Annotated in this window: 15 protein-coding genes and 3 pseudogenes; 4 read left to right on the top strand and 14 right to left on the bottom strand. The window is 66.1% G+C overall.

Annotated elements, in window-relative coordinates:
* Window positions 1-103: 103 nt before the first annotated feature.
* The 13 genes from E4V01_RS20660 to E4V01_RS20595 form a co-directional block, all read right to left on the bottom strand.
* Window positions 104-2167 carry a hypothetical protein gene (locus E4V01_RS20660; RefSeq protein WP_135299640.1) on the bottom strand — a complete coding sequence of 688 codons (2064 nt, stop codon included), beginning with the start codon at window positions 2165-2167 and terminating at the stop codon, window positions 104-106.
* 59 nt (window positions 2168-2226) lie between these two features.
* Window positions 2227-2619 carry an HK97 gp10 family phage protein gene (locus E4V01_RS20655; RefSeq protein WP_135299639.1) on the bottom strand — a complete coding sequence of 131 codons (393 nt, stop codon included), beginning with the start codon at window positions 2617-2619 and terminating at the stop codon, window positions 2227-2229.
* Window positions 2616-4268, bottom strand: a complete 1653-nt coding sequence (locus E4V01_RS20650; protein ID WP_135299638.1) for a terminase large subunit — start codon at window positions 4266-4268, stop codon at window positions 2616-2618. Before E4V01_RS20650 ends, E4V01_RS20655 begins: the two co-directional genes overlap by 4 nt.
* On the bottom strand, window positions 4240-4641 hold the full coding sequence (locus tag E4V01_RS20645; RefSeq protein WP_135299637.1) for a phage terminase small subunit P27 family: 402 nt from the start codon (window positions 4639-4641) through the stop codon (window positions 4240-4242). Before E4V01_RS20645 ends, E4V01_RS20650 begins: the two co-directional genes overlap by 29 nt.
* Complete coding sequence (locus E4V01_RS20640; protein WP_135299636.1) at window positions 4638-4955, bottom strand: head-tail adaptor protein; 318 nt, start codon at window positions 4953-4955, stop codon at window positions 4638-4640. The genes E4V01_RS20645 and E4V01_RS20640 overlap by 4 nt, the downstream gene beginning before the upstream one ends.
* Complete coding sequence (locus tag E4V01_RS20635; RefSeq protein WP_135299635.1) at window positions 4955-5371, bottom strand: DUF3168 domain-containing protein; 417 nt, start codon at window positions 5369-5371, stop codon at window positions 4955-4957. The genes E4V01_RS20640 and E4V01_RS20635 overlap by 1 nt, the downstream gene beginning before the upstream one ends.
* Before the next feature lie 2 nt (window positions 5372-5373).
* Window positions 5374-5646 (bottom strand): head-tail connector protein, encoded by a 273-nt coding sequence (locus tag E4V01_RS20630; protein ID WP_135299634.1) that lies wholly within the window; start codon window positions 5644-5646, stop codon window positions 5374-5376.
* 689 nt (window positions 5647-6335) lie between these two features.
* Window positions 6336-6767 carry a hypothetical protein gene (locus tag E4V01_RS20620; RefSeq protein ID WP_153227056.1) on the bottom strand — a complete coding sequence of 144 codons (432 nt, stop codon included), beginning with the start codon at window positions 6765-6767 and terminating at the stop codon, window positions 6336-6338.
* Between the two features lie 147 nt (window positions 6768-6914).
* The gene (locus tag E4V01_RS20615; protein ID WP_135299631.1) at window positions 6915-8087 is read right to left on the bottom strand and encodes a phage major capsid protein; all 1173 of its coding nucleotides are present in this window, start codon (window positions 8085-8087) and stop codon (window positions 6915-6917) included.
* Between the two features lie 31 nt (window positions 8088-8118).
* Entirely contained in the window at window positions 8119-8634 is a 516-nt protein-coding gene (locus E4V01_RS20610) for an HK97 family phage prohead protease (RefSeq protein WP_135299630.1), read from the bottom strand.
* Window positions 8634-9038: a gene transfer agent family protein gene (locus E4V01_RS20605; protein WP_135299629.1), complete on the bottom strand. Its 405-nt coding sequence runs from the start codon at window positions 9036-9038 to the stop codon at window positions 8634-8636. The genes E4V01_RS20610 and E4V01_RS20605 overlap by 1 nt, the downstream gene beginning before the upstream one ends.
* Entirely contained in the window at window positions 9031-10263 is a 1233-nt protein-coding gene (locus E4V01_RS20600) for a phage portal protein (protein WP_135299628.1), read from the bottom strand. Before E4V01_RS20600 ends, E4V01_RS20605 begins: the two co-directional genes overlap by 8 nt.
* Window positions 10264-10401: 138 nt before the next feature.
* Window positions 10402-12231 (bottom strand): site-specific integrase, encoded by a 1830-nt coding sequence (locus tag E4V01_RS20595; RefSeq protein ID WP_135299627.1) that lies wholly within the window; start codon window positions 12229-12231, stop codon window positions 10402-10404.
* A gap of 258 nt (window positions 12232-12489) precedes the next feature.
* Between E4V01_RS20595 and E4V01_RS26715 the strand changes: the two are divergent.
* Window positions 12490-12621 (top strand): annotated as a pseudogene (locus E4V01_RS26715) (DUF6538 domain-containing protein); the annotation flags it as partial.
* 21 nt (window positions 12622-12642) lie between these two features.
* Here E4V01_RS26715 and E4V01_RS25780 read toward each other — a convergent pair.
* Entirely contained in the window at window positions 12643-12888 is a 246-nt protein-coding gene (locus E4V01_RS25780; RefSeq protein ID WP_193763255.1) for a hypothetical protein, read from the bottom strand.
* On the opposite strand from E4V01_RS25780, the pseudogene E4V01_RS26710 reads away from it, so the two are divergent.
* From E4V01_RS26710 to E4V01_RS20580, 3 genes and pseudogenes are all read left to right on the top strand, one after another.
* Window positions 12838-13038, top strand: a pseudogene (locus E4V01_RS26710) (transposase); the annotation flags it as partial. The gene E4V01_RS25780 and the pseudogene E4V01_RS26710 overlap by 51 nt on opposite strands.
* Complete coding sequence (locus tag E4V01_RS26605; RefSeq protein WP_256371272.1) at window positions 13004-13768, top strand: transposase; 765 nt, start codon at window positions 13004-13006, stop codon at window positions 13766-13768. The pseudogene E4V01_RS26710 and the gene E4V01_RS26605, both read left to right, overlap by 35 nt.
* Window positions 13726-14043, top strand: a pseudogene (locus E4V01_RS20580) (NAD(P)-dependent oxidoreductase); the annotation flags it as partial. The gene E4V01_RS26605 and the pseudogene E4V01_RS20580, both read left to right, overlap by 43 nt.
* Window position 14044: the final 1 nt, after the last annotated feature.

Here is a 14044-nt window from a genome sequence, read left to right as displayed (position 1 = left end):
TTTCTAGTTTTATTGTTTCCAATCTCAACTACAATATTATTCAAGATGCCTCAAGTGATAAAGGCGTTTAAGCTTGTAGTGTGGGGCACGTAGACTTAGTGTCTTACGTGCCCAGCATGTTGCCGGGCCTACGCTGTGTCATAATCTCATCAACGATGATCGCGCGAATCGCGCCCTCTGCCGCCTTCGCAGTCTGAGCGGCCAAATCGGCATTCTGAGCAGGATTTCCACCGTTCGCATTGACCGTGATGGCCGGCGCGATGGTGAAGACCTGAGACCCGCCCGGCGAGCTGGCGCCCTTCGGCATCGCCACGCCGGAGCCGACGATGCCGCCTTCCGCGAAGGCCGGGAGCTTGCCCGCGTTGATGGCCTCCAGCCACGGCCGAAACTGCGCCGTCGAGGCGGCGTTCACGACGAACTCGCCCGTGGAGACCGCCGCGAGGATGCTGTCGGACGTGCCGGTGCCCGGCCCCTGGATAACGCCGCCTTCGGCGAAGCCGCCCGCGAAGCCCTTCATCAGCATCCCGACGATGCCGCCGACTGCGCTCGATCCCTCGCTTGCGGCTGGAGCCATCCCGAACAGGCCGGCGAGCGGTCCCTGTCCGGTGAAGGCGGCCTGAAGCGCCATCCGGGCAATCTGCTTCGCCAAGTTGCTGAGCACGTCGCTCAGGCTCTCGCCTTCGAGGATGGCGTCGGCGAACGAATCGGACAGGGCATTGCCGAGCGTCCGCGCCAGCTCGGCCGTCTGGTTCTGCTGCTGCTGGAGGTTGGCGAGCTTATCCTTGTAGTCCGATGCCGCCGTGGCCGCCTCGCGGATGCGACGGGTCTCCTCCTCGGTAAGCGTCTTATTGTTCTGCTTCGCCAACTCATGCGCACGGGCGAGCTGGAGCGCGACGGCCTGCTCTGAGTTCGACAGGTGGAAGGCGTCCACCTGCGCCTTCAGGCTGACGGTGCTCTTGTCGAGCGTGTTGATGAAGCGCTCGATCTCGTCCAGCTCGCTCGCCGAACTGCCGCTACCGCCGCCGGACTTCGCCGGGCTGGCAACGGCGGCACGTTCCGCGAGCACCATGTCGAGCGGCCGGCGCGGCGGCAGCGGCACGTTTTCGATGAAGCCCTTCGCGGGTGCCGGCCCGGCCGGGCTGTCATAGATCGTCCGGCCCCGTGCGCCCCGCCCCGCATCCGCGCCGAGATCGGCCGCGATGTTGCCGCGCCCCTCGCTCGGCACCTTGTTCGCCAGCGGCGACTGGAGCGCGGACGGCGGCTGGGCGTCGCGTGCGGCCTTCGCCGCTGCGAGCATCTTGTCGAGGTAGCTGCCGGCAACCGTGGATGCCTTGGCCGTGGCTTCCGCGATGCTGAGCCAGATGTCGTTGATGGCTCGGCCGGCTTCAGCCAGGGCGAGGGAGACGTGCAGCGCCTCGTCAATCGTCGCATACGCCTCCGCGAGGCGTTCCTTGAACTCGGCGGCCCGATCAACCTCTTCCTGCTTCACGAGGTCGTCGCGCTGCCGGTTCAGGCTGTCGATGATGGACTCGATCTCCAGCCGCCCGGAACGGATGCGCTCGGCGACATCCGCGCCGAACAGCCGTTCGGCAAGATCGATGGCGGCCAAGCCTTCACCGAGGTTGCGCAGCTCGCGCATCGCCTGAACGGCGGCACGGATGCGGTCCTCGTTGTTGCCGGCGGCGCGGTAGCTCGCCATCGCCTGCGACTGGTAGTTGCCGAGATAGCCGCTCTCAAACAGGTCGCGCATCCGCTCGCGGATGCCGTCTACCTGTTCGAACTTCGGCGTGACGGCATCGCCCGCCCGCTTCAAGGCGGCCTCGATCCCGGCGACTTCGATCTTGGCTTCCTTCGCGGCCTCGGAGAAGCGCTGGAAGAAGCCGACGCCAACGCCCGCCCGCTCGGCGTTCTCGCCGATCTTCACGAAGCGGTCGATCTGCTCGTTCGCCTGCTTGATCGACCCAGACATTAGGGCGAATGCCGCGACGATGCCGGCGCCGGTTGCCGCCAAGCCGAGCGCGGCTGAGCGTGCCGCACTGAACTGACCGGGCAGATTTGCCAGTCCGCGCGCGCCGCTGAAGGCGGTGTTGATGTTGGCCGCCGCGTTGACGAAGTTCTTCGAGATATCCATCGCCTGCCGCGCGGCGATCTCGCCCGCGCGTGACATCGCCTTCTCATAGGCGGTGATGTCTGCGCCAACGCTTACAGCAAGGGGACCGGCCACAACTATTCCTCCAGCGCGCCTTCCATGGCGCCGTCAATGTTCGCCTTGATTGTATCACGCATGTTCTCGACTGTGGGCCAGAAGAACGGCTGGGCCGCGCTGCGAGACGTGCCATATTCGCTCATCAATGCTTCATCGAACTGCACGCCGTCCGCGTTTGTCTCAATGGTTCCGGGCGTGCCGCCGGCCGTCACGATGACGCGAAGCGGGTCGTCGGTCGGCTCGACGCGCACGGACTCCTTCAGGTCGCCCTTGTCGGACGGTGCCGCCTCGCGGATCGCGTCGGCGAGCTGTTCGGCCTGCTCTGCGACGGCGTGATGAGCCGCCGCCTTCAGGCGTTCGGGGCGCGACAGCGCGGCGAACACGTCGAGGCCGGTGAACTTCACCGAGATCATGCGGCAATCCCCAGGTGGAAGCTGGCAGGGTCGAAGTTCGGATCGGCGTAGACTGACCGGCCGCTCTCGCCCGTCTGGGCGCAGGCGACGGCCATCCCAGCGGCTACGGCGCCATCGATAGAAAGCTTGCGCTTGCCCTTCTTCAGCCGGACGCTGTGACCGTGGCTGTTCGTCTCGACTTCGGCGTGCTCGAAACACATACGCAGGATCGGATGCGCCCCGTGCTGGAAGCGGCGGCCGGTGATGGAGCGCTCAAGCTCGTGGAGCGCCGGCATCATGTTCGACATGATCTGCCGGAACTCGGTCACGGGCAGGCCCTCATCGCCCAGTGTGTTCAGGCTGTTCCGGGCAAGGAAGGGGTCGAACGCGATCTGCTGAACATCGAACTCGGCGCACAGCTCGCGGATTTTCTGCTCCACTGCCCGGAAGTCCACCACATTGCCGGTCGTGGCGGTGATGAGGCCGGCATCCTTCCAGGCGACGTAGGGCTGGCCTGTTCGGTTCTGCCGCTCGCCCAGGTTCTCTTCCGGGCAAAAGAACCACGGGTGGACGATGTAGCCTTCACCGATGCGCCAGCACGCCACGATGACGGTTAGGTCGAAGTTCGATGAGAGGTCCACCGCGAGCCAGCACGGCTCGCGCTTCAGCGCTTCGAGGTCGAGCGGTGCCCTCCCCTCATCGTAGACTTCGAGGTCCACGAAGGGATCGGCGGCGCCCTCGGTCCAGATATTCAGGTGGAGCTGCTTGAACGAGGTCCGATCCGCCGGCCGGGTCTCGGCCTCGCGGGCGAGCTGGCGCAGGCCGCCCAGCGCCGGATAGCCGTAGATGAGACCGGGGTTCACGCGGCGCCACGCGGCCTCATCGCGCCAATCGACGGTCTTCTCCATCTCGAACAGCACGGGGAGGCAAGCCGGGTCGTCCTTCTCGCCGAGCGCCACGCTGCGAGCATACTCATACTGCTCGGCGGCGATGCCGTCCGTGCCGCGTCCGGCCGTGGTGATGATGATGCGGAGGGAGGCCGGCACCTTGGCGAGGCCCGTGACCATGGCTTCCCAAAGCGAACGCCCCTTCCAGGCGTGAAGCTCGTCCATCAGCACGAAGTCGGGCGTGCGCCCGTGCTGCGTGGCGCCGTCCGCGCTGATGGCCTCGATCCACGTTCCGCCGCGCCCGTCGCGCCGGATGTTCGTGATGCGGTTCTTGTGCGGCTCGATCTTCACCGTGCGCTCAAGAGGCCGGTCTGCGCGCAGGATGTTGGCCGCTTCGTCCAGGGCGATGCGCGCCTGCTTCTGGTCCGCTGCCGCGCAGATCACCTGTCCGTGCGGCCGGCGCTCCGGGCCGATGGTATGCAAGAGCGTGAGCGCGGCGCCCAGCGAGGTCTTCCGATTCCCACGCGGGATCATGATGAAGGCATTGGTGACGATGCGGTCGCCGCGCCGAATCTGGTTCGCGGGATCGTCGGTCAGGTGCCGGGGACCATAGATGCGCATGATGATGCGCTCCATCCACGGGTCGAGCTGGAAGGCGCGGCCGGGTAGGTCGGACTTCGGGTGCTTCAGTTTACGCAGGAAGTTGATGTTGCGTGCGCCGTAGCCGAGCGGATCGGGGATCGGCGAGGCGTCATCAATCCAGGTGGGAAAGGTCGTCGGCATCGGATTCCAGGGTGGTCACGCGGGACCGCGAAACAGGGGACAGGCCGAGTTCGGCGCCGAAGCGGGCGCAGGCATCGAGCGCGCTCTTCAGGATGCCGACTGCGGGATGCTGCTTAATGAGGGCGCCGGCCGTGTAGGTCATGCCGCCAAAGGCCTTGAGCGTCTGCCGGGCGTCGTCGCGCATCCCGATAGCCACGCAGTAGCTTTCCAGCGCGCCGAGATCGGCGGTGGTCAGGTGCCGACGCGCCACGAGGATGCGGGCCGCGAGCTTCCACTCCTTCCGGGCCGTGCCGGTGAGGCTCGACGGCGGCGACGGCACACGCTGAAGCGCATCGGCGCCGGCCGTGATCGTGCCGGGCTTGCGACCCTTCATGCCCGATCCCCCGTGCAACGAAGCTCCAGCACGCGCCGGGCGACGATCTCCTTCAGCTCGGAGATGGTGAAATCGCGTTCGTCCATGGTCACGAAGTCGCCGGGCTCGATCCCAGGCCGGAAACGGACGCGGAAGACGACGGCGGCCTCTGTCTGCTCCCCGGCCTCGGCGATGAAGGCGCGGGCGTCGCGAGACATGATCTCGGCGCGGAGGCGCGCAATCGGCGTGAAGGTGTCCGATGCGATGCCGCCCTCGCCGATGGTCTCGACGCGGCGCGTGATGGCGATGACGTGCTTCAGGCGGCCGGCGCGCATCAGGCGTCCTCCAGCTCGATCATGAAGGCGTCGAGCGTCAGCACGCCATGCGTGATGTCGGTCGCCCCGGGATCGGGCAGGTAGCGGGCGCCCTCGAACCGGAGATCCAGCACGGCATGACCGTCCGCCTCCCACGGGGCGTCACGGAGCGCGCGGCGTGCGGCGTCCACGATGAGCTTCGCGTCGCGGGTGCCGGGCGTATCGGTCCAGACATGGAGATCGAACGACACGCGCGCGCTGTCGCGCTTCACGCCACCCAGGGGATACTCCCGGCCCTCGCCGAAGGTGATCGACGGGAAGCGGGCCGGACGCCCGTGACGGTCGGTGATGTCGCGAGCGGGCACGAGCGCGGTCACGGCCGGGGCGGCGGACAGACGCTCGTGGATGAGAACCTGAAGGGCGAAAGAAGGCGACATGGCTACCACGCCCGATAAGGACCGAGCATGTCCATCACGCCGAACGGAAGCTCCTGCGCCGTGATGCCGACAAGCGTGGCCTCGCGGCTCTCATAGAGATGCGCGGCGAGCATCCGAGCCGCCTCGTGGATCGGAGCCGGATCGTTCGCGGTGATCGGGCCGCCGACGATGCGCCCAACCCACGCGCTCGCCACGTCGAGCTTCTGCGCGAGGATCGCGTCATCCGCGTCGTCGGTGATGTTCATGTGAATCTTGAAAGCTTCGAGCGTCGTCATCTTCGTTTCGATCTGCGGTCTGGAAAAAGTTTCCAATTTCGGTTTGTTCGGGCGGGAGGAAGCAGGTCCGGTATTCAGCGGTTTTCCAAAGTATTCGACCTGCCCCTCCCCTAGTGAGCGGACACGGGAATGCGCGGGCCATTCAGTCTATTGTGGCCTGTCTGTTTGTCGCGAGATAATGCTTCGGCGAGCGGCCACGCCTTCAGCCGATTGTAGAGGCGAGAACGGCTAATCCCGATGTGCTCGGCCCATTCGAGGGCCGTCATCGTGAGACCATCGTGCGTGATGAGCTTAGGGTTATAGTTCTTACGCCTCGCCATTGTTTCTCTCCTGTCGTTGAATGGGTCCGTCATGGCAGGGCTGGCAGACGGGAAGCCAGTTCTTACGGTCCCAGAACCTCTTGAGGGCGGCGCGGCGCTCATCCTCGGTGCGGGCCTGCGCGAACCGGTGCGGCTGGATGTGGTGGACAATGGTTGCGAGCCTGCCGCACCGGGCGCACCGGGGATTGGCCGCGAGGAAATCCTTGCGGGCACCCGCCCACTTGCTGCCGTATCCACGGGCGGCGGCGTTCGGGCGGCGAGTGTCGGCGATAGCCTTGGACGCCTGCCGCTGACGGGCACGGCAGGGACAGAGCGTCCCGGCCGGAGAGATGACGCCGCACGGGCAGCGAGAGGGCGCGCGGGACGGCATCAGGCGGTCATCGCCTTCAGAGCAGCGAGGCCCGCGCGATCCAGCTCGGCGTCGAGCTGAGATTCTGGCTCTACGTCCGGCTTGCCGCCGAAGATCGTGCGGAGCAGATCGTTGACGAAGCGCGTGCGGCCACGGTTGGCTTCGATGATCTCGGCCGGGCTCGCGGCGTAGGCGGTCTCCGGGGACCATCCCAGCACGCCCGTCGCGATGGAGAACAGCTCGGCGAAGGGATCGCTCAGCTTCGCCTTCGTAGGCACCTTGGGCGTTGCCGGGCGATGATCGGGGTCGATCCCATAGAGGGCGAAGACGTGCCGGAGCATCGGTCCCTGCAACTGCCCAAGGGTGGTGCCGAGCCCGTCCGGCCCGATCTCAAACAAGAGGTTCGGGTCGAACTCGGATGGGTCAGCGCTCTCCCGGAGGATGTCGGACATCACGGACAGCGAACCGTCCGTGATGCCGCGCACGAGGCCCTGGAGCCCGTGCGCCCTGTCGAGGCGGATCGCGGCCCAGAGGGTCGGCCGGAGCGACATGCGCACCCGGCCGAACTCGATTACGTTGTCAGCCGCGAGCTGCATCGGTCAGGCCGCGACCTTGAGCTTCAGGAAGCGGTCGGGATGGGTGACATCCGCGCCGACGCGCTTGTGACCGACGATGCGGATGAGGCCCCGGCCGGCGAGCGTGAACGGGTCGCGCAGGAAGGTCGGCTGGATGCGGTCCACGATCCGGTAGCCGGACAGGTCGCCGAACACGAGCGGCGTGGAGCCGGCGGCCACGTCGGGCATGTCCACCGCTTCCACGACAGGGCGGCCGTAGAGGGTCGTCGGCGCGTCGGCGGTGATCGGGTCGGCGAGCAGGTAGCGCCCGTTGCCGTCCTTCCACGTCCGCATCATGCCGAGCGTCTTGCGGTTCGCCAGCCACACGCCGTTCTGGGCGTGGATGGTCGGCAGCGCGTGGAACATGTTCACGATCACGTCGGCCGGGTTCGCGGCCGGGAAGCCGGAGGCGGCGCCCGTCTTGAACTCGGCGATGCCCGCGACCTTGAGCAGGCCCTTCGGCTGACCGATGCCGGTGCCGTTCACGAATGCGGTGCCCTCGGCCTTGCCGAACGCCTCGGCGAACTCCAGAGCCAGTTCGCCTTCGAGGTTGTAGGCGTTGTCTTCGAGAAGCTGCCGCGAGAACGGAATCGAGAGCGCCAGCTCGTAGGGCGTGAGCGTGACCTGCTCATAGGTCGGCTCGTCCTGCGTGCGCTCGGCGGTCTCGTCCGTCCACGTCGCGGTGACGCCGGAGACGCGGCGCGGATACTTGGTCGCCTGCGAGCCGGTCGTGACGACGCGGGCATACTGACGGATCGGAGAGAACTCGGTGGTGAGCTTCAGAAGCTCGCTGGAAATCTCGACGGGTGCGAGATAGCCGCCGTCCGCATCCACCGACACGGTGAGGGCCTTGGTCTCGTCGGCGGACAGCCTCTCGACGCCGCGACGGATGAAGACGCTGAACGCCTTGCGCTCGATGGCACCGGGAGCCTCGCTCGGGCTCGTGATGAGGCCGGGACGGGAGAGACGGCGGTCGGTCGCCTCGGCCTTGGTCTCCAGCTTCTCCAGCCGCGTGACCAACTCCTCACGAATCTTGTCGAGCGCGTCGGTCACGATCTCGGCGACGCCGGTCGCACCTTCGGTCTCGGTCTCGGCCGGGTCGCCCTCGGCCTTGGTTTCGAGCGGCGTGCCTTCGTGGGCGGGGTTGTGAAAGGTCATGGTCTCAGTTCACCCTTTGTTCGGAGAATGGTTAGGCCCGGATCGAAGCCCGGAACCGGCTCAGAGCCTTCGCGATGGCGGTGGCGTCGGCGGCTGATTTCGTGGACGTGACACGCGCGCCGGGATGGCTCGGGAAGGTCACGATGGAGATTTCTGCGAGCCGAAGCCCGTGCTCGCGACGGATGTCGCGACCGATCCCGTAGGCGCGGGGAGCTGCCTTCTTCTCCAGCCGGAAGCCGATGGAGAGCCCGTCAACGATGCCGTCGCGCAGGAAGGCGTGCGCCTCGCGGGCACGAGGCGAATGCTCGATGGCGAGGCGGCCGGCGACATGAAGCCCGTCCGCCTTTTCCTCGATCATGTCCCAGGTGCCGATGGGCTCATCCTGCCGATGCTGCCAGAGCATCTTTACGGGGCCGGTGACGCGGCCGAAGGTGCCGGGGTGGATCACGTCGCCGGCCGCATCGGGGCCGGTGCCCCAGGCGATGCCGGTGATCTCGCCCGTGTCGGCGACGGTGAGAGACTTCGTGATGAGGCGGTGCTTGAGCATCAGGCGGCCTCTCCGCTGACGATCTCCACGCGCCCATCGGGGAAGCGGATTTCGAAGCCGCCCGGAAGCTCATCCTCCGGCACCTTGGCCTCAGCTACCTTCGGCACGCCGTTCCACAGCGCCAGCGCGATCAAGGTCGCGAGCTGATGGGTTTCGGCGAGGGGTCGGCCGGTCACGTAAGCGGCCACGAGCGCGGCAGCGTCCTTCGGCTTCTCCCCGCCGCCGATGAGGCCAAGGCGAACGATCTCGGGCATGTCGGTCGCGTGGAAGTCGCCCGCGATCACGCGGCGGATCAAAGCACCGATACCGGTGCCGGTGACGCGCTCCAGCTCGATCACCTGCGGGGTAAGATCGAAGGCGCGATCCCGGTCGCCCAGGAAGGCGGTGACGGTCGTGTCAGACATCGGCGATGGGCTCCGGGGCCGGGGTGGTGCTGGGCGTCGCGACGTGCGGGCTGTCGAGCTTGTTGCCGTCGGGATGCGCCGGAAGGTTTTCGCGGGCGCGTGCCTCGTTCGCCGTCATGATCCCGGCTGAGCGAAGGCTGGCGTAGAAGGCGGCGCGCTGCGCGCTGTCGGCCTGGAGCAGGCCGTCGAGCACGAAGTCGATTTCGAAGGTGCGACGGTCTTCCTTGCGGATGAGCGTGCGGCGGAAGGCGGCGCGCAAGGCGCTGATCCAGGGCATCAGCGTGAGCGTGAGGAACTGGCGCCCCATCGTCTCGGAGTTGCTGAGCGTGGCCTTCGCCAGTTCACCCACGAGCGTCGGCGGCACGGAGAACGCCTTGGCGATCTCGGCCACCTGAAAGGCGCGCTGCTCCATGAACTGCTGATCGACAGACTTGAACTCGATGGGCGTGAAGGTGACGCCGCCGTAGACCGTGGCGACGCCGCCGGAGTTCTCATCGGCGTTCTGGATGCCGAAACTCGCCTGGAGGTTCTGAGCCTCAGGCCGGTTGCGGACGCCCGGTGCGTTGAGCAGGCCACTCGGTCGGGCGCCGTTCTTCATGATGCGCGCGGCGTGATGCTCCAGCGCCAGGGCGAGCGAGATCGCGTTGCGGGCGCGCTGGATCGTAGCCGTGCCGGTGATGCCGTCGAGACTGCCGGGCGCCTTCAGGTGGATCATATCGGCGTGACCGACGATCTCCTGTCCGCCTGCCACGGTGACCCGAAACCAAGGCTCGCCCGTGATCTGGTCAACGACGGTGGAAACGGCTTCCGGCCGGAGATGGAGGATTTCAAAGGGTTCGCCGTTGGTATCGCGGCGGATGAGGCCGTAGCCGTTGCCGCGCAACAGGGCGTCGGTCACGAGCTGGGCGCGAAGTTCGCCAGCGCTCATCCACTCGCAGGCGTCATCATGAACGAGGGCGTAGGCGGGATGCTCCGATGCCTCGGTGCGGCCCTCGCCCTTGCCCTGGTAGACCTTGACCGGCAGCGAGCCGATGGCGCCGGAAATCAGCTCCACGCACGCTTTCACGGCAGGCACGCTCATAGCCGTCTCAGGTGTGACGGCCGGGCCGGCGATGGCCGGCAGAGCGCCCCACTCGGTAGGCCAGGGCTGACCTAAACCGACGACGGCAGGCGTGCTTGCAGCCTTTGTCTCGATCAAGTCGCCATACTGGTTGAGCAGTATCATGAACTTCCAGCGTGAAACCGCGCGAGCACAGTCGGCGGAACACGCCTTGCGTCTGGCTCTAATGCTGAAATACTAGCACAGGGTCAGATGGCTGGAAGAACAATATCTTGGATTATTTCCGGTGCGGGATCTTGAAATTCAATGCGAACTCGACTGGATTACCGTTGTATGAAGATGCGATAGGTCGAGGCCAGGAAAGTTCACCGCATCGATCATTTTGCGTCGCTGAGTGAGATCCCCCTCAGACAAGATTCCATAACGGCCCGTTGTGGTGGCCTGCGTGTGTCCGAGCAGAAACCCGAACTCCTCGTCACGGTAGCCCGCGCGGCGCAGAGCATCCGCCATCCCGTGACGGAACGAATGGAAATTCACGCTCGTGTCGTTCTTCACGCCGATCCGCTCGACGTAGCGACCCCACCAACGCGAGACATTGCCGGTGAGTTGGCCGCGAGCGTCGGGGACGATTTCTGGGAACAGGCGCTTATTGCCCGTTGCGGCCTGCTGCGCGTGGAAGATGAGGAAGCCGAGGCGTTCTAGCTCTGAGTGCAACGGGATGACGCGCTGCGAACCCGCAGTCTTCGTCGATTTCGTGTGGTCGCCCTCACGGGTAATGTGAATGATCCACTGACCTCGGTCCTGGCGCACATCGTTGATGAGCAGTTGAGCGAGCTCGCCCATCCGTGCGCCCGTATACAGGGAGAGGAGCGGAAGCCAGTAGCGGTGATCTCGTGGGCGGACATCACCGGGCTTGTGCTCTCGTTCGTCCGACAGGCATCCCGTGAACAAAGGGGATCGGAAGATCGCTGTGAGTTGGTCTGAAGTATAGGGTCGGACCTTGGACGGGCCACGGTCCTTCTCGATCAACATGCCGTTGACCGGATGGTCGCCCATCTTGCCGTTCTTCTGCGCCCAAGTGCAGAAGCCGCCGAGTGCGGACAGGTAACGGTTGACGGTCTTGTCTGAGAGGGTCGGACGTTTTAGCCGTTCGTTTTCGGCGATGATCTTTTTGAAAGCCATTCCTTGAAACGCGCCGATTTCGGCGGCACGGGTTGGATAGCGACGCAAAGCCGACTTCCATGCGAAAACATGGTCCTTCGTGATCGCCCGCGCCGGGAGGGTCGCGCCCGCGAACTCGACGAACATCTCGATCACCTGCCGGTTCACGCGGATCGTGTCAGCCGTCAGCCGCTTGCGGTTGTCGGCCTCGTAGGCGTCGAGAAGGTCACGGATGCCCTCCCCCGGAGCGGCGACCGGCGCGGCGATCTTTCCTGCCGGTGGCTTGATGAACTCGTCGGTCGGGCGCCCAGCGAAGTTGCCGCGGTCTTGTTCCTCGGCACGGGTTAGTGCTTCGATCTCGGCCCGCAATAGATTTCCACAAAGCGCCTTGAAAGCTTCGGTGTTGGGCTCGATTGCCCAATTCTCGCGAGCGATCAGCGCGTGAGCGGCATCGCGCACAAGCACCGGCTCATTCTTCCCCAGATGTTTTTCGAGTATCTGCTTACGAATCGCGCGGGAGCGCCCCTGTCGCTCTGCCGCGTTACGAAGACCCGTGAGTTCGGCAGCCGCACTCACTTGGCTGAGTGGATCATCGCCCCAAGGTAGGCGCCCCTCTTCGACATCTTTGATGATGCGTCTGGTTTCAACTTCAATCTCTTGTTCGTTGAGTCGCCCCTGGCGCTCTCGCTGATGATGCTCCAGCTCGCTCTGGTAGTGCTCCCAAGTCGCGGCTTGGATGTCTTCCGGCGTCGGCTCCTTCGACGCGAGACCACGGCGAAGGGCGTCGAACTCATCATTCCAGCGCTTGAGCACGTCGAGCACGCGCACCTTTGCCTCGCGGGCGTCCTTCGTGCGCAGCGACTCCCATTTCTCCTTTGCCCCGACGACGGCCTGAAGGTCCTTCGGCACGCCGAGGCGGGCGTAGTAGACCGCCGAGCCGTTGCGACGGGCGATATTGGACGCGAGGCACAAAGCAGGAACTCCGGCGCCGCCGTGGCAGGCTGACGTAACAGTCAGTCGTAACAATTGGCGCCGAAAACGCAAGAAAAACAGGATGTTGATGGTTTAGCAATGGCTTAGTCAATGGGTGCTGATAATCCAGGTCCCCCAGCCACGCAAGACCTAGTCCACTGAAGAGACTGACGATTTTGCTGGGCCGCCCTGCGGTCTGAGCACCTTGCTACACATCGCTGCTACACAGGCCGTCCGCGCGGACGGCGGGAGCGCGGTTTGGGTTTCGTCGCCAACGTCGTCCAGCGCGGACGCACCTTCCAGTGCCGACGCCGCATCCCGGCCGACCTTCGGCAGCGTCTCGGCCGACACGAACTCGTGCGCAGCCTCGGAACGGGCGATATCCGCGCTGCCAAGCTCAGGGCCAGTCGGCTATACGTGGCGGCGGAAGAGCTGTTCTCGACCCTGCGCGCGACGCCGATGCTGACCGACGACCAGATCGCCCGCCTCGTCCGCGACTTCTACGACACGATGCTGACCGACGAGAACGCCATGGTTCAGGCGCCCGCCTCGCATCGCCCAATCGCCCGCGGGCGGGCCGGAGCCGGTCTGCTGGCCCATATCGCGGTGGCGAAGTTCGATGACCACCTGCCGCTGTACCGCCAGGCCGAGATCCATGCCCGGGACGGCGTGGACCTGGCCATCTCGACCCTGTCGGGCTGGGTGGGTGCGACGGCCGCCGCCCTCTCGCCGCTGGTCGACCTGCTCCGCCAGGACGTGCTGGCGGGCTCGGATGTCCTCTGCGGCGACGACACCCCCGTCCCGGGACTGGCGCCGGGTCTGGGCCGGACGAAGACCGGACGGCTCTGGGTCTTCTGTGCGCGACGAGCGGCCCCACGGCGGCGTGCGTCCGCCGGCCGCCGTGTTCCTGGCCTCCCCCGACTGCAGAGGCGAACGGCCGCTGGCGCATCTGGCCGGGTTCCAGGGCGTGCTGCACGCCGACGGCTATGCCGGCTTCCAGAGGCTCTACGAGGGCGGGCGCACCGGCGGTGCGCTGATCGAGGCGGCCTGCTGGGCCCATACCCGGCGCAAGTTCTTCGACGTGCACGCCAAGACCGGCTCCGCCATCGCCGGGGAGGCGCTGGAGCGCATCGGCGCCCTCTACGCGGTCGAACGCGAGATCGCCGGCCAGCCGCCCGATGAGCGACCGCGACGGCGGCAGGATCGATCCCGACCGCTGGCCGATGTCTTGAGAGCCCGGGCCGAGACGATCCTGCCGCAGCTCTCCGGCCCTTCGGATCTGGCCAAGGCGTTCCGCTACATGCTGAGCCGCTGGCGCGCCCTGACCCGGGTGTTCGACGACGGCCGGATCGGGCTCGACAACAACCCGGCCGAGCGGGCGGCCGCCTTCTCCACCCTGATCGAGACGGCCAAGCTGAACGGCCGCGATGCCGAGGTCTCCTTGCGGGACGTCCTCACCCGCATCGCCGACCATCCGGCCCGACGCTTGGGCGACTCAATACGGGGCGCGGGGCGCTCGTCGATACCGCCGCGCTGATCGAGGGTTTGAAATCAGGGGTGATCGGCGAACTCGGCCTCGACGTCTATGAGGAGGAAGGCGGCCTCTTCTTCGAGGATCTGTCGAACCAGATCATCCGGGACGACGTTTTCTCGCGCCTGCTGACCTTCCCGAACGTGATCGTGACGGGGCATCAGGCCGTCTTCACCGCCGAGGCGCTGGCGGCGATTGCGGCGACCACCATCGAGAACCTGTCCCGCTTCGAGAAGCAGGGCGTTCCGCGGCATCCCGTATCGGTCGAGCGCCGCGCCTGAT

The organism is Methylorubrum sp. Q1 (genome assembly GCF_004683995.1).
Classification (GTDB): Bacteria; Pseudomonadota; Alphaproteobacteria; order Rhizobiales; family Beijerinckiaceae; genus Methylobacterium.
Note: the sequence above shows the minus strand (reverse complement) of the source record. Positions and strands in the feature narration are given on the sequence as shown.

Coding starts and splice junctions, on each gene's coding strand:
- E4V01_RS26605 (WP_256371272.1), top strand. CDS start 13,004: ATGTCCTCTGCGGCGACGACACCCCCGTCCCGGGACTGGCGCCGGGTC.
- E4V01_RS20640 (WP_135299636.1), bottom strand. CDS start 4,955: ATGCGCGCCGGCCGCCTGAAGCACGTCATCGCCATCACGCGCCGCGTC.
- E4V01_RS25780 (WP_193763255.1), bottom strand. CDS start 12,888: ATGGATCTCGGCCTGGCGGTACAGCGGCAGGTGGTCATCGAACTTCGC.
- E4V01_RS20610 (WP_135299630.1), bottom strand. CDS start 8,634: ATGCTCAAGCACCGCCTCATCACGAAGTCTCTCACCGTCGCCGACACG.
- E4V01_RS20645 (WP_135299637.1), bottom strand. CDS start 4,641: ATGAAGGGTCGCAAGCCCGGCACGATCACGGCCGGCGCCGATGCGCTT.
- E4V01_RS20655 (WP_135299639.1), bottom strand. CDS start 2,619: ATGATCTCGGTGAAGTTCACCGGCCTCGACGTGTTCGCCGCGCTGTCG.
- E4V01_RS20600 (WP_135299628.1), bottom strand. CDS start 10,263: ATGATACTGCTCAACCAGTATGGCGACTTGATCGAGACAAAGGCTGCA.
- E4V01_RS20605 (WP_135299629.1), bottom strand. CDS start 9,038: ATGTCTGACACGACCGTCACCGCCTTCCTGGGCGACCGGGATCGCGCC.
- E4V01_RS20630 (WP_135299634.1), bottom strand. CDS start 5,646: ATGACGACGCTCGAAGCTTTCAAGATTCACATGAACATCACCGACGAC.
- E4V01_RS20620 (WP_153227056.1), bottom strand. CDS start 6,767: ATGTCCGACATCCTCCGGGAGAGCGCTGACCCATCCGAGTTCGACCCG.
- E4V01_RS20635 (WP_135299635.1), bottom strand. CDS start 5,371: ATGTCGCCTTCTTTCGCCCTTCAGGTTCTCATCCACGAGCGTCTGTCC.
- E4V01_RS20650 (WP_135299638.1), bottom strand. CDS start 4,268: ATGCCGACGACCTTTCCCACCTGGATTGATGACGCCTCGCCGATCCCC.
- E4V01_RS20660 (WP_135299640.1), bottom strand. CDS start 2,167: ATGTCACGCGCGGGCGAGATCGCCGCGCGGCAGGCGATGGATATCTCG.
- E4V01_RS20615 (WP_135299631.1), bottom strand. CDS start 8,087: ATGACCTTTCACAACCCCGCCCACGAAGGCACGCCGCTCGAAACCAAG.